The sequence below is a fragment of the Delftia sp. WSY_10 genome (genome assembly GCF_043104705.1).
In the GTDB taxonomy this organism is placed as follows: Bacteria; Pseudomonadota; Gammaproteobacteria; order Burkholderiales; family Burkholderiaceae_C; genus Comamonas; species Comamonas tsuruhatensis.
Genome location: NZ_JBICKY010000056.1, coordinates 214,132 through 231,848 on the forward strand (window position 1 = coordinate 214,132; position 17,717 = coordinate 231,848).

Below are 17,717 nucleotides of genomic sequence, written 5' to 3' on the forward strand. Positions count from 1 at the left end.
TGTGTCCCGACGGGCTGCGGGCCTGGATGCGGCGCATTTTCTTCCGCCTTGAAAGCCCTCCCGGATGTCCTCTCGTTCCCGCACCGGCCTGCCGCGCGCAGGCGCTGTCAGCCCCTTCGCCCCCGTTTCACCGTTCCACGGCCTGGGCACCATCGCCCGTGTCTGCGCCATGGTTGCCGCTGCCGCTTTGCCCGCCGCCTCCTGGGCGGCCGACGCCGAACTGGGCGAGATCACGGTGCGCAGCACCACCGATCCCCAGGCACTGCCCACCGTGGCGCCGGGCGGCCAGGTGGCCAAGGGCGCGGGCCTGGGCGTGCTGGGCCAGCGCGATGTGATGGATACGCCGTTCAACATCACCTCCTACACGGCCGAAGGCATTGCCGACCAGCACGCGACCACGCTGATGTCGGTGCTGGAAAACGACCCCTCCGTGCGCTTCACCACCAACACCGGCCACGCCTACGAGAACTTCACCATCCGCGGCCTGGGTGTGAATGCCTCGGAACTGGGCTTCAACGGCCTGTACGGCCTGGCGCCCGATGGCCATGTGCCCACCGAGATGATCGAGCGCGTGGAAGTGCTCAAGGGCCCGGGTGCGCTGCTGAGCGGCATGACGCCGGGCGGCGCCGTGGGCGGCACCATCAACCTGGTGACCAAGCGCCCGCTGGCCCGGGACCTCACGCGCGTGACCACCATGCTCAGCAGCTCCTCGCAGCTGGGCCTGCAGGCCGATGTGTCGCGCCGCTTCGGCCCGGAACGCCGCCTGGGCATACGCATCAACGGCAGCACCTCAGGCGGCGATACCGAGATCGACGGCCAGAACCGCCGCCATGGCCTGGGCGCACTGGCGCTCGACTACCAGGGCGACGGTTTCACGCTGGGCCTGGATGCCTACAGCTACCGCTCCAACATCCGTGACGGCAGCCCGATGATGGTCAGCATGCAGAACCTCAAGCAGGTGATTGCAGCGCCCGACGCCAAGACCAATCTCTTCCCGGGCATACGTGCCCAGCAGCAAAGCGATGCGCTGATGCTGCGCGGCTCGGTGGACCTGGGGGCGGACTGGACGCTGTTCGGCTCGGTGGGCAGCGGCAAGCATTCCTATGACGGCATGCTCAACGGCACGCGCGTGGTGCTGCGCGCCCAGGGCGACGGCTCGGCCGTGGGTCAGACCTACAACCAGTACGGCTACACCGACAGCATGGCGGCCGAGTTCGGCGTGCGCGGGCGCCTGCGCACGGGTAGCGTGAACCATCTGCTGGTCGCCTCCGTGAACTGGATGAACCAGAAGGGCGGCCGCGCGGCCGTGGCCACCAGCGCCAGCTACATCACCAACATCTACGACCCTGCGCCCATCACGCTGGCCGGCCCCTACGGCGCCATCAAGCAGGAGCGCGACGACGTGCTCAGCAGCCTGGCCCTGGCCGACACGCTGAGCTGGGGTGGCGACACCGTACAGCTCACCGTGGGCGCGCGCCTGCAGCGCGTGAACCAGAAGATGGCGCGCTATGACGAACATGCCATCTCGCCCGCGCTGGGCCTGGTGGTCAAGCCCTGGGGCGATACGGTCTCGCTGTACGCCAACCATGTGCAGGGCCTGAGCGCGGGCTCCATCGTCGGCGCCACCTACGCCAATGCCGGCGAAGTGTTCGCGCCCTACAAGACCAAGCAGTTCGAGATCGGCGCCAAGTGGCGCACGGGTGATTTCACGCAGACGGTCTCGCTGTTTCAGATCGAGCGGCCTTCGTCCGTGGTGGAGACCGCGACCAACCGCCTGCTGATGGATGGCGAGCAGCGCAACCGGGGCCTGGAGTGGAATGTGTTCGGCGAGCCGTTGCGCGGCACGCGCGTGCTGGGCGGCCTGGCCTATACGCAGGCCATCCAGAGCAAGACCCAGGGCGGCGCGCGCGACGGCTACGGCGTCTACGGCGTGCCGCGCTGGACGGCCAACCTGGGCGGCGAGTGGGATGTGCCCGCGCTGCCGGGCGCCACGCTCACCGGCCGCCTGATCTACACGGGCGCGCAATGGGTGAATTCGGCCAACACGCTGAAGATGCCCAGCTGGACCCGCGTGGACGTGGGCGCGCGCTATGCCACCCGCATCGCGGCCAAACCCGTCACCTTCCGCGCCACGGTGGAGAACCTGTTCGACAAGTCCTACTGGGCCGGCAGTTTCAACGACAACTTCGCCACCACGGGCGGCCCGCGCACGGTGCGTGTCTCGGCCACGGTGGACTTCTGACGCCATGGCGCAAGCTGCACGACAAGGCCTGTGCGTGGCTGCCTCGCTGCTGTGCCTGCTGGGCGCAGCCGTCCATGCCGGTGAAGACATGACGGCAGCCGCATCGCGGCAGGCCCTGGCCGCACGGCCGGGCACGCTGGCGCCGGGCCAGGCGGCCACAGGGGTCCTGGCTGCCGGTGGGCGCGAGTTCTGGCGCGTCGATCTGCCTGCCGGCCATGTGGTCCAGGGTGAATTCGAGGGGCAGGGCGTGGCCCTGGACCTGGAGGATGCCCAGGGCCGGCACCTGCGCCGCCTGGCCAGGCCTGATGGCGGCGCCCAGTCGCTGATGTGGGTCACGGAGGGAGCCGGACGGCAGCGGCTGGTGGCCAGGCGTGTGGCCCTGGCTGACCCCCGTTCCGGCGGTGAGGCGCAAGAAGCGGGGCGCTTCGCGCTGCGGCTGACCTCCAGCCTGGCGCCTGCCGGCAACAAGGCCTCGGCCACCTCCGAGCCTCCGGCACTGCAAAGCCCGCGGCTGAGGGCTCTGGCGCAGGCAATCCAGCGCGGCGCGGGGGCTGGTGTGGCTGCCGACGCCTTCTGGCGGCGCGTGCAGGAGGAAGGAACACCCATGGTCGAGCCTCTGTCCGAGGGGCACTCCCTGGTCACCTTCCTGTGGCGCGGCCAGCCGCGTGCGGGCATGCAGGGCGTGCGCCTGTTCGGCAGCCCGGCCGGCAACCATGATCCGCTGCAGCATCTGCCCGGCAGCGATGTCTGGTGGGCCAGCTTCCGCATGGCGGACAACGCCAGGCTCAGCTACCGGCTGGCGCCCGATGTGCCGCTGATCGAAGGCACGGCCATGGAGCAGCGCCGCGCCCTGCTGGCCACGGCGCAGCGCGATCCGCTCAATCCCAAGACCTTCCCGCAGCCGCCCGAGGGCGGCTTCATCGATGTCTTCCAGGGCGCCTCCGTGCTGGAGCTGCCCAAGGCGCCGCCCCAGCCCTGGACGGCGCCGCGCGCGGGCGTGGCCCAGGGGGCGCTGGTGCAGCACCGCCTGTCCAGTCGCGTGCTGGGCAACAGCCGCGATGTCTGGACCTACCGCCCGGCGGGCGGCCAGGCGCCCGAGGCGCTGCTGGTGCTGTTCGACGGCAATGCCTATGCAAAGCAGGTGTCCACGCCCACCCTCATCGACAACCTCATGGCCGACGGCCTGATCCCGCCCACGGCCGTGGTGCTGGTGGACAACGCCAGCCCGCAGGCACGCGGCAGGGAATTGCCGCCCAACACCGCCTTCGCGCGCTTTCTGGATGAGGAGCTGATGCCCTGGGTGGAGGAGCAGGGCCTGGGCCAGCCTGCGGCGCGCACGGTGATCGGCGGCTCCAGCTTCGGCGGCCTGGCCTCTGCCTATGCGGGCCTGGTCAATGCGCGCTGGTTCGGCAACGTGCTGAGCATGTCGGGATCGTTCTGGTGGTCGCCCGCCGGCGAGGTGCCGGGCTGGGTGCAGCGCCGCTATGCCCAGGAGCCGCGCCAGCCCGTGCGTTTCTATCTGGATGCAGGCCGCTACGAGCGTGCACGCGGCGGGCAGGACGGCATCCTGGAAACCAACCGCCACCTGGCCGACGTGCTGCGCGCCAAGGGCTACGAGGTCACGCAGGCCGAGCATGAAACCAGCCATGACTACCTGCAATGGCAGGGATCGCTGGCCTGCGGCCTGGTTGCCCTGCTCAACCCCGGGCGCTTTGCCCAGGGCCTGCCGGCCTGCGAGCGCATGCCGGACAGCACGTCCGCACTTCCCTGAGGCCGCCAAGGCCAATGTTTGAACTTCCTGGCGATACAGCAATCATTGAAAGAATGAACACCTTGAATGCAAATCATTCCCGGCGCCACATCCTGGCGACGATGGGCCAGGGCGCGGGCATGCTGGTCACGCTGCCTCTGGCACTGTCCATGGCCCATGCGCAGACGGCAGCGGTCGGCAAGACCGTGACCGTGCCGCACGCCAAGGGCGAGATCCAGGTGCCCTTCAAGCCTGTGCGCGTGCTGGTGTTCGAGCTGGCGGCGCTGGACACGCTGCAGGCGCTAGGCGGCGAGGTGCGTGGCGTACCCGAGTTCAAGATGCCGCCGCTGCTGGCCCGCTATGCCGATGCCAGGTATGCGCGCATCGGCAGCCTGTTCGAGCCCGACTACGAGGCCGTCAAGGCGCTGTCGCCCGACCTCATCATCGTGGGCGGCCGCTCCGAGGCCAAGTACAAGGAGCTGTCGCGCTTCGCCCCCGTGCTGGACCTGAGCGTCAGCGACCAGCACCAGATGGCCGATATCTACCGCAACATCCGCACGCTGGGCGCCGTCTACGGCCTGCAGGACAAGGCCGAGGCCGAGGTCCGGGCCGTGGAGCAGGCCATCGCCGCGCTGCATGGCAAGGCGCAGAACGCGGGCAAGGGGCTGGTGCTGCTGACCTCGGGCGGCAAGCTCAGCGCCTACGGTCCGGGCTCGCGCTTCGGCATGCTGCACGATGTGTTCGGCGTGAAGCCGGCCATCGACAACCTGACGGTGGCGCGCCATGGGCAGGTGGTCTCCTTCGAGTTCCTGCTCAAGACCAATCCCGACTGGCTGTTCGTCATCGACCGCGACGTGGCCATCGGCCAGGATGGCAAGACCGCCCAGCAACTGCTGGACAACCCGCTGGTGCGCGCCACCAAGGCCTGGCGCGGCAAGCAGGTGGTCTATCTGAACGCTGCCAACTGGTACACCCTGTCCAACGCCGGGCCGGGCGCGCTGAAGGCCAATATCCAGCAACTGTCGGATGCCTTTGCCCGCACATGACGCCAAAGCGTTGAGCCCGCCTGTCGCCACCGCGCACGCCGTGCCCATGTCACGCCCCTCTCGCCAGGCCCTTGTCTGGCTTTTCGCGCTGGGCCTGCTGCTGGCGCTGTCGCTGGCCAGCTTGATGGTGGGCGCGGGCGACATGCACTGGAGCGTGCTGTGGTCGCGCAGCGAGGACGACCTGGCCAGCCAGGTGCTGGTCTACAGCCGCGTGCCGCGCACCCTGGCCCTGGTGCTGGCCGGCGCATCCATGGCGGTCTGCGGACTGCTCATGCAGATGCTGGCGCGCAACCATTTCGTGGAGCCTTCCACCGTGGGCACGGTGGAGTCGGCCAGCCTGGGCATGCTGGCCGCGTTCCTCTGGGTGCCGGACTGGCCGGTGATGGCCAAGATGGGCATCTCGGCCGTGGCGGCACTGCTGGGCACGGCGCTGTTCCTGGCCGTGCTCTCGCGCATCCGGCTGCGCTCGTCGTGGATGGTGCCCCTGGTCGGCCTGGTGCTGGCCGGCGTGCTGGAGGCTGCGGGCAGCTTCGTGGCGCTGCAGTTCGACATGATGCAGGCGCTCAAGTCCTGGTCCAACGGCGATTTCTCGCTGGTGGTTCAGGGCCGCTACGAGTTGCTGTGGCTGTCGCTGGGTGTCACCGCCCTGGCCTGCCTGGCGGCCGACCGCTTCACCGTCGCCGGCCTGGGCGAGAGCTTTGCCACCAATCTGGGCCTGAACTACCGGCGCCTGGTCTGGCAGGGGCTGGTGGTGGTGGCCGTGGCCACTTCCGCCGTGGTGGTCACGGCCGGCAGCCTTCCCTTTGTGGGACTGATCGTGCCCAACGTGGTGCGCCTGGTCCTGGGTGACAACGTCCGCCGCAGCGTGCTGTGGGTGGCGCTGATCGGCGCGGGCCTGACCCTGCTGTGCGATCTGGTCGGGCGCATGCTGATCGCGCCCTATGAAATCCCCGTGGGCACCGTGCTGGGCGTGCTGGGCAGTGCCTTGTTCCTGGCGCTCATCCTGCGCCGCCGCAAGGGCCGTGCATGAGCAGCCTGCCGCAATCCGTTGCTTGCGCCGATCCGGCTGCGCGCAGTTGGGGCCGGGGCCGACGCCTGGCGCTGCTGGGAGGGCTGGCGCTGCTGTGCCTGCTGGCCTTCATGACCGTGGGCGTCAGGACCGACTGGGCCTTCGTGCTGGAGCACCGGGGCGCCAAGGTGCTGACCATGGCGCTGGTGGCCTGTGCCATCGGCCTGTCCACCGTGGTGTTCCAGACCGTGTCGCACAACACCATCCTCACGCCTTCGGTGATGGGGCTGGATGCGCTGTACCTGTTCGTGCAGGCGTCCATGGTGCTGATGCTGGGCGCGGCAGGCGTGTCCGCCATGGGCGAGGTCGGGCGCTATGCGCTCAACATCGTGCTGATGGTGGGCTTCAGCGTGCTGCTGATGCGCTGGCTCTTCGTGGGCCATGCCAGCAGCCTGCACCTGATGCTGCTGGTGGGCATGGTGGGCGGCATCTTCTTTCGCAGCCTGGCGGGGCTGGCCATGCGCGTGCTCGATCCCAATGAGTTCACGGCGCTGCAGGACCGCATGTTCGCCAATTTCAACGCGGTGAACCTGCAGCTGCTGGTGCCGTCGCTGCTGCTGATCGCCCTGGGCAGCGCCTGGATCTGGCGCCAGCGCCACGTGCTGGACGTGATCTCGCTGGGGCGCGATGCCGCCATCGGCCTGGGCCTGGACTACGATGGCCGCGTGCTGCGGCTGCTGGCCGTGGTGGCCTGCATGGTGGCCGTGTCCACGGCCCTGGTCGGGCCTGTCATCTTCTTCGGCCTGCTGGTCAGCAACATGGCGTATCACGCCATGGGCACGCGCCGCCATGCCTGGGTGCTGCCTGCGGCCGTGCTCTGGGGCTGCGTGCTGCTCATGGGCGGCCAGGTGCTGCTGGAGCAGCTTTTTCAATTCAATACCGTGCTGAGCATCGTGGTGGAGTTCCTGGGTGGAATCGTCTTCATCGTGCTGCTCATGCGCAAGGGGACCCAATGATCGAGGTGCGTGATCTGCTCAAGCGCCATGGCGGCACGACCGTGCTGCAGGAGCTCAACTTCAACGTGCCCGAGCGGGCGCTGACGGCCATCATCGGCCCCAACGGGGCCGGCAAATCCACGCTGCTGTCCCTGGTCAGCCGCCTCATGCCGATCACGGAAGGCCAGGTGCTGGTGGCTGGCCGCGACGTGGCCACCACGCCCACCGAGGCGCTGGCGCGCATCATGGCCATCCTGCGCCAGGACAACCAGAGCACGCTGCGCCTGACGGTGCGCGACCTGGTGGGCTTCGGCCGCTTTCCGCACAGCAAGGGCCGGCTGGGCCCCGAGGATGTGCGCCATGTGGACGAGGCGCTGGAGTACCTGCAGCTCACGCCGCTGGCCGAGCGCTTTCTCGACGAGTTGTCAGGCGGCCAGCGCCAGCGCGCCTACATCGCCATGGTGCTGTGCCAGGACACGCCTTTCATCCTGCTGGACGAGCCGCTGAACAACCTGGACATGGCCCATGCCGTCAGCATGATGGGCCTGCTGCGCCGCGCCGTCACCGAACGCGGCAAGACCGTGGTCATGGTGCTGCACGACATCAACTTCGCCTCCTGCTACGCCGACCACATCATCGCGCTCAAGGACGGCCGCCTGGCCGTGGCGGGCACGCCGGCCGAGGTCGTGCAGGACGAGGTCCTCAGCACCCTCTACGGCATCCCCGTCAGCGTGCACGAGGTCAAGGGCCGCAGGCTCTGCCATTACTTTGGCTGAACATGCGGTGTTTCGGGCTTGGCGCTTGAACCTGGCGCGGCCTGAGGCGAGGGACACCAAGCAAGGGCCTAAGCCGGCCGCTCAGGGGGTGCTTTTCTTCTTCAACAGCATGGAGTCGCCATAGCTGAAGAAGCGGTACTCCTGCGCGATCGCATGGCGGTACAGCGCCATCACCTGCTCGTAGCCGGCGAAGGCGCTGACCAGCATCATCAGCGTGCTCTTGGGCAGGTGGAAGTTGGTGATCAGCAGATCGACCACCTGGTACTCGAAGCCCGGTGTGATGAAGATGCGCGTATCGCCTGAGAAGTTGCCCGTCTGGGCCCAGGACTCCAGCGTGCGCACCGTGGTCGTGCCCACGGCGATGATGCGGCCGCCGCGCTGGCGGCAGCGTTCCAGCGCGGCCAGGGTGGCCAGCGGGATTTCGTACCACTCGCTGTGCATCTGGTGGTCGGCCAGGTTCTCGGTCTTCACGGGCTGGAAGGTGCCGGCGCCCACGTGCAGCGTGACGCTGGCGCGTTCGATGCCGCGCTCGGCCAGGCGGGCCAGCACGGCGTCGTCGAAGTGCAGGGCGGCCGTGGGTGCGGCCACGGCGCCGGGGCGGGCCGCGAAGACGGTCTGGTAGCGCTCGCTGTCTTCGGCGGCATCGGGGTCGTTGCCGGTTTCCTGGTGGCGCTCGATGTAGGGCGGCAGCGGCAGATGGCCGAAGCGCTCCATCAGCTCATGGGGCGTCTCGCCGCGCGGGCCTTCAAAGCTCAGGTGGAACAGCGGGCCGTTCTCGTCGGGCCAGCGGCCACGCAGCACGGCGTCGAAGCCGCCACCGTTCTTGCCGCCGCACAGGTGGATGCGCGAGCCGGGCAGGGGCTTCTTGCTGACGCGCATGTGGGCCACGACGTCGTTGCCTTCCAGTACGCGCTCGACCAGCAGCTCCAGCCGGCCGCCGCTGGCCTTCTCGCCGAAGATGCGCGCCTTGATCACGCGCGTGTCGTTGAACACCAGCAGGTCGCCGGGCTGCAGCAGATCGGGCAGCTCGTGGAAGATGCGGTCGGCGGGCGGGTTGGCATCGTCGCGGCCGTCGAGCAGGCGCGAGGCACTGCGCTGGGCGGCAGGATGCTGGGCAATCAGCTTCTCGGGAAGCTCGAAGTCGAAATCGCTGAGCGAGAACACACGGGACAGGGAGGACATGCAGTGCTTGAGGGCCGGACATGGCCCGTTCCAAGTTCGTTGAACGGAAGCTGGCAATTGTCGCAAACCCTGGGGTCATCCCCGGAATTGCCGGCGATCACCTGGCCATGGCGGCCTGGGGCTGGCGCTCGAACTCCAGCCACAGCGATTCCAGATCGGGGAAGTCCCAGTCCGCAGGGTCTTCGCGCGCGATGATGCGGTCGTTGCCCTGGCTTTCGGACAGGTCCTCGATCTCCGGCGTGATGCGGCAGGACTGGCGCAGCGAATAGAAGACCTTGACGCGCGGCGCCAGCAGGCTGGCCGGCGAGGCATCGACCACCACCGCCAGACGCTGCGAATGCAGGCGCACCAGCGAGCCCAGCGGGTAGATGCCCACGGTCTGCACGAACTGCTCGAACAGCCGCTTGTCGAAATGGCGCGGACTCCACTCGGCCATGCGACGCAGCGCCTCCGAAGGCGGCCAGCCCTTCTTGTAGGGCCGGTCCGAGGTGATGGCATCGTAGACGTCGCAGATCGCCGTCATGCGCGCCAGCAGGCCGATGTCGCCCTGCTGCAGCCCGTCGGGGTAGCCGCTGCCGTCCACCTTTTCATGGTGGTGCAGGCAGGCATCGATGACCTCGTCGTCCAGGCCCAGCGGGCGCAGCAGCTGCTCGCCGTGGCGTGGATGGGCGCGCATCAGCGCCCATTCGGCGTCGTCCAGCGGGCCGGGCTTGTTGAGCACGGCTACCGGAATGGCGGTCTTGCCCAGATCGTGCATGAGGCCGGCCATGCCGGCCTTGCGCAGGCTGTGGTCGTCCAGGCCCATGCGCTTGGCCAGGGCCACCATCAGCGCGCACACGGCCAGACTGTGCATGTAGGTGTAGTCGTCGGCGGTCTTCAGGCGGGCCAGGCCGATCAGCGCATGGGGATTGCGTGCCACGGAGGCCGTCACATCGTCCACCAGCTGTCCGGCGGCCGAGGCGTCCACGGGCCGGCCCAGCCGCGCATCGCTGAACAGGCGGCTCAGCAATTGCCTGGCCTGGGCGCAGGTCTGGGCCGCGCGGCGCAGCTCGGTGGCGGTGGAGATGGGGGCCGTGCTCTGCTCGGACGCAGGGCGGGCGTTGTCGGGGATCTGGTGGCGAAGCTCGTCCTGCGGGTCGAAGCGCAGGCAGGGCACCTGCACGCCCACGTCCAGGCCTTTGCGCACATCGATCCAGACCTCCTGGATGGAGGTGGCGCGCAGACGCTGGAGATCGGCCTCGGAGCGAAGCAGGAAACGGGTTCGCCAAAAGGGATGCTCCATCCAGGAGCCGCAGAACTCGTGCAGGAACATGCCCAGAGTGACATGCTGGACATTGATACGCTTCAACATGGCATTCGGTGGCGGGGTAACACTACGTAACGTCAGCGTGCATGGTAGCGGCTTCCCCAGAGACCCGGGGCGTCAAGGGTGCTTTGGGCAGGGCCGGCCGGCATGAACGTGGCGTGTTGCCTACACCTGTATATTCATACACTATGCTGCCAGCCAACGCGCATGTTCTGAAACAGGAAAGCCCATGCCCCTGAACGTCTCCTCTGCCTTTCCCGACCTGGGGCGCGACGCCCCTGGTGGCAAGGCCGCGCGCGCCGGCAAGGCAAAGGCTGGCGCAGGCAAGGGCGGCGCCAGGAAGGCCGGCAAGGCCTCGGCCACTTCGGGCGACAAGGCCGCCACGCCTGCACAGTCCGCTGCCAGGCCTGCCGCCAGTCCCGCGCAGAAGGCGCTGCAGAAAATGGGACTGGTGCGCGACATCGACCTGGCGCTGCACCTGCCGCTGCGCTATGAGGACGAGACCCGCATCACCGCGCTGCGCAATGCGCGCGAAGGCGATACGGTGCAGATCGAGGCCACGGTCACCCACAGCGAAGTGCAGCTGCGCCCTCGCCGCATGCTCAAGGTCACGGTGGACGACGGCACGGCCGAATGCGTGCTGACCTTCTTCAGCTTCTACCCTTCGCACCAGAAAACCCTGTCCGTGGGCGCGCGGCTGCGCATACGCGGCGAGGTCAAGGGCGGCTTCTGGGGACGGCAGATGCTGCACCCCGCGTTCCGCGCGGCCGGGGGGGATCTGCCCACGGCGCTCACGCCCGTCTATCCGGTGGCGGCAGGACTGCCCCAGGCCTATATCCGCCGCGCAGCGGCCACGGCGATGCTGCGGGCCGACCTCTCCGATACGCTGCCCGCAGGAGAGCACCCGCCCGTGGCCCATTTCCACGGCAACGGCGGGCTGCCGCCGCTGTTCAGCCTGCGTGACGCGCTGCAGTTCCTGCACCATCCCACGCCCGATGTGGCCCTGGCCACGCTGGAAGACCATTCGCATCCGGCCTGGCAGCGCCTGAAGGCCGAGGAACTGCTGGCCCAGCAACTGTCGCAATACGAGGCCAAGCGCGAGCGCGCGCGGCTCAGGGCGCCCGTGCTGCGCGCATTGCCCATGGACAGCGCCCAGGGACTGGCGCGCCAGTTTCTCGACCAGTTGCCCTTTGGCCTGACCGGTGCCCAGCAGCGCGTGGTGGGCGAGATCCTCGCCGACATGCAGCGCCGCATGCCCATGCACCGGCTGCTGCAGGGCGATGTGGGATCGGGCAAGACGGTGGTGGCGGCGCTGTCGGCCGTGGCCTGCATCGAGGCCGGCTGGCAGTGCGCGCTGATGGCGCCCACCGAAATCCTGGCCGAGCAGCATTTCGGCAAGCTGGTCGGCTGGCTGGAGCCGCTGCTGGCTCCGCTGGGCAAGCGCGTGGCCTGGCTGGCCGGCGCGCAGAAGAAGAAGGAGCGCACCGCCATGCTGGAGCTGGTCCGCAGCGGCGAGGCGGCCCTGGTGGTGGGCACGCATGCCGTCATCCAGGACCAGGTGGAGTTCAAGAACCTGGCGCTGGCGGTCATCGACGAGCAGCACCGCTTCGGCGTGGCCCAGCGGCTGGCGCTGCGCCAGAAACTCGCAGCCTCGGGCATGGAGCCCCATCTGCTGATGATGAGCGCCACCCCGATCCCGCGCACCCTGGCCATGAGCTACTACGCCGACCTGGATGTCTCCACCATCGACGAGCTGCCGCCTGGGCGTACGCCCATCGTCACCAAGCTCATTGCCGACAGCCGCAAGGACGAAGTCATCGAACGCATCGGCGCCCAGGTCGCCCAGGGGCGCCAGGTCTACTGGGTGTGTCCGCTGATCGAGGAAAGCGAGGCGCTGGACCTGTCCAACGCCACGGCCACCCACGCCTACCTCAGCGAGATGCTGCCCGATGTCATGGTCGGCCTGCTGCATTCGCGCATGCCCACGGCCGAGAAGAAGGCGGTGATGGAGCTGTTCTCGGCCGGCGTCATGGGCGTGCTGGTCTCCACCACGGTGATCGAAGTGGGCGTGGATGTGCCCAATGCCTCGCTCATGGTGATCGAGCATGCGGAGCGCTTTGGCCTGTCGCAGCTGCACCAGCTGCGCGGGCGCGTGGGACGGGGCGCTGCAGCTTCGGCCTGCGTGCTGCTGTATTCGGTGGGAGACAGCGGCCGCCTGGGCGAGACGGCCAAGGACCGGCTGCGTGCCATGGCCGAAACCAACGACGGCTTCGAGATCGCGCGGCGCGACCTGGAGATTCGCGGTCCGGGCGAATTCCTGGGTGCGCGCCAATCAGGCGCTCCCATGCTGCGCTTTGCCGATCTGGAGCAGGACCTGATGCTGCTCGACTGGGCCCGCGAGCTGGCGCCTCGCATGCTGGAGCAGCACCCGCAACTGGCCCAGCGGCATGTGGACCGCTGGTTGGGCGGCAAGGCCGAATTCCTCAAGGCCTGATGGGCCGGCCCCTGCTTGCGGGATGTTCCTGTTACGTATTTTTACGCGCACGGGCGCTGCCTGGTGGCGGCCTGCTCCGCAGGCCCGCAGCCCGCGCCAGGCAAGGTTTGCGTGTGCGTTGTAGCTGTCGGTAGGGAGCGCTTTATGCGGTCCTGGCGGTGACATCTGCGCGCGGCGACGGCATTGAGTATTTGTGACATTTTGGTACATTGAGTCGCAAAAAACAGGGTAGGTCCATCCGGGAGGGATGGCCTGCCACTCCTCCCCACGCTTCCCCACGGGGAGGACGGCCGTGATCACTCTTGTGTTGTCCCATCTTTCTGAGAATGAGGAGCCGTCCACATGAATGAAGCCGTTCAAGCGAATGAACTCGTCGAGACCTCCTGGCGCATGGGCCTGGTGGCCCTGTCCTATGGCATTGCCGTGCTGGGCTCCTTCGTGGCCCTCACGGCGGCGCAGCGCATTCGCGGGCGCACGGGAATCAGCTGGCTGAATCTGCTGGCGGCCGGCACGGCGCTGGGCGGCATAGGCGTGTGGTCCATGCATTTCACGGGCATGCTGGCGCTGAACCTGGGCATGGGCTCGGGCTACTCCATGGTCGAAACCCTGGTGTCCCTGGTGGCTGCCGTCGCTGCGACCTCGGTGGCGCTGGCCTTTGTCGCGCGGCGGCCCGAAAGCGGGTTGCGCGTGCTGGGCGCCGGCACCCTGCTGGGCCTGGGCGTGGCCTTCATGCATTACCTGGGCATGTACGGCATGCGCTTTCCGGGCTTCATCGTCTGGTCCGTTCCCACCGTGGTGCTGTCCGTGGCCATTGCCGTGGTGGCGGCCAGCGCCGCTCTTTGGCTGTCGTTTCGCACCGGCTCGCTGGGCATGCGGGCGCTGGCGGCTGCCGTGATGGGGGCGGCAGTATGCTCCATGCATTACACGGGCATGGCCGCAGCAGACTTTGTATGCATTTCCGAGACACAGCGGTATGCTCGGCCGCAAGGTTTTGCCGTGATCAGCGCTTTGGACCTTCCCGTCTTTACCGTGATCGTGGCCATAGGCCTGGCAGCATTGATAGGCATGGACCAGCTCATGCAGCAGCGCGACCGGATGCGCCGGCCGCTGCACTAGGTGGATAAATGCAAAAAGCCGGCAGGTCGGGGAGCGCGCAGTGGTCATGCGTGGACGAGGACTGGCACAATCGAAATAGGACAAATCCTAGAGTCTGCACAGGAACTTTTGAGGGGAGCACCCCGGCAACCGGGCCGCAAGGCCTGGTTACACAAAGGTTTCGGCCCAGGTTCCAGGTCTAAGACCATCGTATTTCCCGAGGTTCCCTCCCAGACACAGCTCGCCAATGACACTTACCGAACTCAAATACATCGTGGCCGTGGCACGTGAAAAGCATTTTGGCCGCGCCGCCGAAGCCTGTTATGTGTCCCAGCCCACGTTGTCCGTGGCGATCAAAAAGCTGGAGGAGGAGCTCGATGTCAAGCTCTTCGAGCGCAGCGCCGGCGAAGTGTCGGTCACGTCGCTGGGAGAGGAGATCATCCGGCAGGCGCAAAGCGTGCTGGAGCAGGCCGCCGAGATCAAGGAAATCGCCAAGCGCGGCAAGGACCCGCTGTCGGGCGTGCTCACGCTGGGCGTGATCTACACCATCGGCCCCTACCTGCTGCCCGATCTGGTGCGCAACTCCATCCTGCGCACGCCGCAGATGCCGCTGATGCTGCAGGAGAACTACACCATCAAGCTGCTGGAGATGCTGCGCACGGGCGAGATCGACTGCGCCATCGTCGCCGAGCCCTTCCCCGACACCGGCCTGGCGCTGGCGCCGCTGTACGACGAGCCCTTCATGGCTGCCGTGCCCAGCACCCATGCGCTGGCCCAGAAGGACCATGTCTCCACCAGCGATCTCAAGAACGAGACCATGCTGCTGCTGGGCTCGGGCCACTGCTTCCGCGACCATGTGCTCCAGGTCTGCCCCGAGTTCGCACGCTATGCCAGCAATGCCGAAGGCATTCGCCGCACCTTCGAAGGTTCGTCGCTGGAGACCATCAAGCACATGGTGGCCGCCGGCATGGGCGTGACCCTGGTGCCGCGCCTGTCCGTGCCCGCCGATGCGCTGGAGACCACGGCGCGCCGCCGCAAGACCGACGAGCCGCACATCCGCTACCTGCCCATCCTCGAGGACGACGGCTCGGCCCCGCCCACGCGCCGCGTGGTCCTGGCCTGGCGCCGCAGCTTCACGCGCTACGAGGCCATCGCCGCCCTGCGCAACGCGGTCTACGCCTGCGCCTTGCCCGGCGTCAAACGCCTGTCCTGATGACTGCACCGCTGCGCGGGCCGTGCCTCCAGGGCCACCGCGCTTGCGTTATCGTTGCTTTCGGTCTCCGGGCGGTCTGCCCGGGGCATATTCCATCCGTACGAAGTTGAAAGGGATCCCATGGCCAAAAATGCCAGCAAAGACAAGTCCGGTGCAAAGAAGCCAGAGGCCGTGCAGGCCGCCAAGACCGTGCAGGCAGCGACGGCCGATGTCGCACCGGTGTCCGTGCGCTCCAGCGCCATCCACATCGGCATCAGCGACAAGGACCGTGCCGCCATCTCCAAGGGCCTGTCGGCCCTGCTGGCCGACACCTACACGCTCTATCTGACAACGCACAACTTTCACTGGAACGTCACGGGCCCGATGTTCAACACACTGCACACCATGTTCATGGGGCAGTACACGGAACTGTGGAACGCCGTTGATCCCATCGCCGAGCGCATCCGCGCCCTGGGCCATTTCGTACCGGGCTCCTATGCCGACTTCGGCAAGCTCACCAGCCTGGCCGACGTGCCCCACGATCCGCCCAAGGCCCTGGAGATGGTGCGCATCCTGGTGGCAGGCCATGAAGCCGTGGCACGGACGGCGCGCAGCCTCTTCCCGCTGGCCGACAAAGCCAGCGACGAGCCCACGGCCGACCTGCTGACCCAGCGCCTGACCGTGCATGAGCAGACCGCCTGGATGCTGCGTGCCCTGCTTGAAGAGTGATGCTGCACATGCCCCAAGCACCTACGGCCCGGGAGTGATGACCGCGCATGCTCCGGACCTGGATTGACGCACACGCCGCCACGAGCGGCCTGTGCCTGGTACTGGCCGCCTTGGGCGGCCTTTTTTTCTACCTGCGCCTGCCCGCCGCCGCGCGGCTGCGCCATGCAGGCCTGCCGATGCCACGCGCCGCATGGCAGGGCCTGGTTGCGGCGGGCCTGCTGGCCGCGCTGGCCCTGGGCGTGATGGTGCGCGACATGCTGGGCCTGGGCCAGCCCGCAGGCTGCGACTCCTGCACCGACTGGCCGGTGCTGGACGATGCCCTGCACCAGTGGCTTGCTGGCCATGCCACCGATGCCTGGGTGCGCCCCGTGGTCGCCTTCACCCAGCTGGGCCATGTGGGCTGGATGGTGTCGCTGTCTGTTGCCGTGCTGGCGCTGCTGCTGTGGCGCCGCGACTGGCTGCATGCGGCCGCCTGGGTGGTGGCCACGGCGGGAGTCGGCCTGTGGATACGCGCCATCAAGACCAGCGTGGGCCGCCCGCGCCCCGTGGGCGGCTGGGTGCCCGAGGGCGGCTTCAGCTTCCCCAGCGGCCACAGCGCCGGCACCTTCGTGCTCTATCTGATGCTGGCCTGGCTGCTGCTGCCGTACCTGCGGCCTGCCTGGCGCTGGTGCGTGGGCCTGGCGGCCCTGGCCGTTGCCCTGGGCGTGGGCGCCAGCCGCGTCGTGCTGCGCGTGCACTATGCCAGCGATGTGCTGGCTGGCTGGCTGCTGGGCCTGGCCTGGATGGCGCTGGTGATCTGTGCCGTGGAGTGGGCGCAAACCCGCGTTGCCGGCAGGCGCTGCTGAGGCGCGCCGCCGAGCCCGCCCGCCCAGCGGCGACAATGCGGGCATTTTCGAATGTGATGCGTGCGATGGTCGGCCCACGGCCGCCATCGGCGCCCAGACGCCATGCCTACCTCCTCCTCTACGCCCATGCCTGCGCCCCGGCGCAGCAAACTGTCGCTCTACCTGGACCTGGTCCGCTTCAACCGGCCGGCCGGCTGGCTGGTCCTGGTCTGGCCCACGCTGGCCGCACTGTGGGTGGCGGCGGGCGGGTTTCCGGGCTGGCATCTGCTGGTGGTCTTCGTGCTGGGCACGGTGCTGATGCGCAGCGCCGGCTGCTGCATCAATGACATCGCCGACCGCGACTTCGACCGCCACGTCAAGCGCACCACGCAGCGCCCCATCACCTCGGGACTGGTCTCGGTGAAGGAGGCCGCGCTGCTGGGCGCGGCCCTGGCCCTGGTCTCGCTGGGCCTGGTGCTGACCACCCGCTGGGAGGCCGTGGCCTGGTCCGTGCCCGCCGTGCTGTTCACCATCCTCTACCCGTTCACCAAGCGCTTCTTCGCCATGCCCCAGGCGTTTCTGGGCATCGCCTTCAATTTCGGCATCGTCATCGCCTTCGCCGCCGTGCAGGGGCAGGTGCCCGCCACGGCCTGGATTCTGTGGTTGGCCAACATGTTCCTGGTGCTGGCCTATGACACCGAATACGCCATGGTGGACCGCGACGATGACCTCAGGATCGGCATGAAGACCTCGGCCATCACCCTGGGCCGCTTCGACGTGGCGGCCGTCATGGGTTTCTTCGTGCTCTGCGGCCTGCTCACGGTCTGGGCGTTGGCGCCCTTCGGCCTGGCCTGGCCTTTCTGGCTGGGCCTGGCCGTGGCTGCGGCCCAGGTGATCTGGCACTTCACCCTGATCCGCCACCGCACGCGCGAAGGCTGCTTCGTCGCCTTCAGCAAGAGCCACTGGATCGGTGCCAGCCTGTTCGCGGGCGTGGCGCTGGGGTTTGCGCTGCGCTGAGGGCTCAGCGCTGAAAAAACAAGGGAGGCCGGTGCCTCCCTTTTGCATGGTGCCTGGGCG

The 17,717-nt window shown here is 68.1% G+C and carries 14 protein-coding genes; 12 read left to right on the plus strand and 2 right to left on the minus strand.

Annotated elements, in window-relative coordinates; translation table 11 throughout:
• Window positions 1-64 precede the first annotated feature (64 nt).
• Genes ACF8ML_RS23615 through ACF8ML_RS23640 form a run of 6 tightly spaced genes read left to right on the plus strand, consistent with a single transcriptional unit; the run spans window position 65 to window position 7,818 of the window.
• The gene (locus ACF8ML_RS23615) at window positions 65-2,242 is read left to right on the plus strand and encodes a TonB-dependent siderophore receptor (RefSeq protein ID WP_244387608.1); all 2,178 of its coding nucleotides are present in this window, start codon (window positions 65-67) and stop codon (window positions 2,240-2,242) included.
• 4 nt (window positions 2,243-2,246) lie between these two features.
• Entirely contained in the window at window positions 2,247-4,013 is a 1,767-nt protein-coding gene (gene fes / locus ACF8ML_RS23620; protein WP_392408152.1) for an enterochelin esterase, read from the plus strand.
• A gap of 14 nt (window positions 4,014-4,027) precedes the next feature.
• On the plus strand, window positions 4,028-5,038 hold the full coding sequence (locus tag ACF8ML_RS23625) for a siderophore ABC transporter substrate-binding protein (RefSeq protein WP_392408153.1): 1,011 nt from the start codon (window positions 4,028-4,030) through the stop codon (window positions 5,036-5,038).
• A 46-nt stretch (window positions 5,039-5,084) separates the two neighbouring features.
• On the plus strand, window positions 5,085-6,068 hold the full coding sequence (locus ACF8ML_RS23630) for an ABC transporter permease (protein ID WP_392408155.1): 984 nt from the start codon (window positions 5,085-5,087) through the stop codon (window positions 6,066-6,068).
• Window positions 6,065-7,063 (plus strand): iron chelate uptake ABC transporter family permease subunit, encoded by a 999-nt coding sequence (locus ACF8ML_RS23635; RefSeq protein WP_047217905.1) that lies wholly within the window; start codon window positions 6,065-6,067, stop codon window positions 7,061-7,063. Before ACF8ML_RS23630 ends, ACF8ML_RS23635 begins: the two co-directional genes overlap by 4 nt.
• Window positions 7,060-7,818: an ABC transporter ATP-binding protein gene (locus tag ACF8ML_RS23640; RefSeq protein ID WP_034363473.1), complete on the plus strand. Its 759-nt coding sequence runs from the start codon at window positions 7,060-7,062 to the stop codon at window positions 7,816-7,818. The genes ACF8ML_RS23635 and ACF8ML_RS23640 overlap by 4 nt, the downstream gene beginning before the upstream one ends.
• A gap of 81 nt (window positions 7,819-7,899) precedes the next feature.
• Here ACF8ML_RS23640 and queA read toward each other — a convergent pair whose 3' ends face one another.
• Both queA and ACF8ML_RS23650 read right to left on the minus strand, forming a co-directional pair.
• Window positions 7,900-9,000 carry a tRNA preQ1(34) S-adenosylmethionine ribosyltransferase-isomerase QueA gene (queA, locus tag ACF8ML_RS23645; protein WP_016449150.1) on the minus strand — a complete coding sequence of 367 codons (1,101 nt, stop codon included), beginning with the start codon at window positions 8,998-9,000 and terminating at the stop codon, window positions 7,900-7,902.
• A 97-nt stretch (window positions 9,001-9,097) separates the two neighbouring features.
• A complete protein-coding gene (locus ACF8ML_RS23650) occupies window positions 9,098-10,351 on the minus strand; it encodes an HD-GYP domain-containing protein (RefSeq protein ID WP_209669997.1) in 1,254 nt (417 codons plus the stop codon).
• A 184-nt stretch (window positions 10,352-10,535) separates the two neighbouring features.
• On the opposite strand from ACF8ML_RS23650, the gene recG reads away from it, so the two are divergent.
• From recG to ubiA, 6 genes are all read left to right on the plus strand, one after another.
• Window positions 10,536-12,800, plus strand: coding sequence for an ATP-dependent DNA helicase RecG (gene recG, locus ACF8ML_RS23655; RefSeq protein WP_061287265.1), 2,265 nt, complete (start codon window positions 10,536-10,538; stop codon window positions 12,798-12,800).
• Between the two features lie 342 nt (window positions 12,801-13,142).
• Window positions 13,143-13,916 carry an MHYT domain-containing protein gene (locus ACF8ML_RS23660; protein ID WP_043789162.1) on the plus strand — a complete coding sequence of 258 codons (774 nt, stop codon included), beginning with the start codon at window positions 13,143-13,145 and terminating at the stop codon, window positions 13,914-13,916.
• 226 nt (window positions 13,917-14,142) lie between these two features.
• Window positions 14,143-15,108 carry a LysR substrate-binding domain-containing protein gene (locus tag ACF8ML_RS23665; protein WP_016449154.1) on the plus strand — a complete coding sequence of 322 codons (966 nt, stop codon included), beginning with the start codon at window positions 14,143-14,145 and terminating at the stop codon, window positions 15,106-15,108.
• A gap of 120 nt (window positions 15,109-15,228) precedes the next feature.
• On the plus strand, window positions 15,229-15,816 hold the full coding sequence (locus tag ACF8ML_RS23670; RefSeq protein WP_392408157.1) for a Dps family protein: 588 nt from the start codon (window positions 15,229-15,231) through the stop codon (window positions 15,814-15,816).
• A 47-nt stretch (window positions 15,817-15,863) separates the two neighbouring features.
• Window positions 15,864-16,661 (plus strand): phosphatase PAP2 family protein, encoded by a 798-nt coding sequence (locus ACF8ML_RS23675; protein WP_126311171.1) that lies wholly within the window; start codon window positions 15,864-15,866, stop codon window positions 16,659-16,661.
• 126 nt (window positions 16,662-16,787) lie between these two features.
• Window positions 16,788-17,657 (plus strand): 4-hydroxybenzoate octaprenyltransferase, encoded by an 870-nt coding sequence (ubiA, locus tag ACF8ML_RS23680; protein ID WP_047326327.1) that lies wholly within the window; start codon window positions 16,788-16,790, stop codon window positions 17,655-17,657.
• Window positions 17,658-17,717 lie beyond the last annotated feature (60 nt).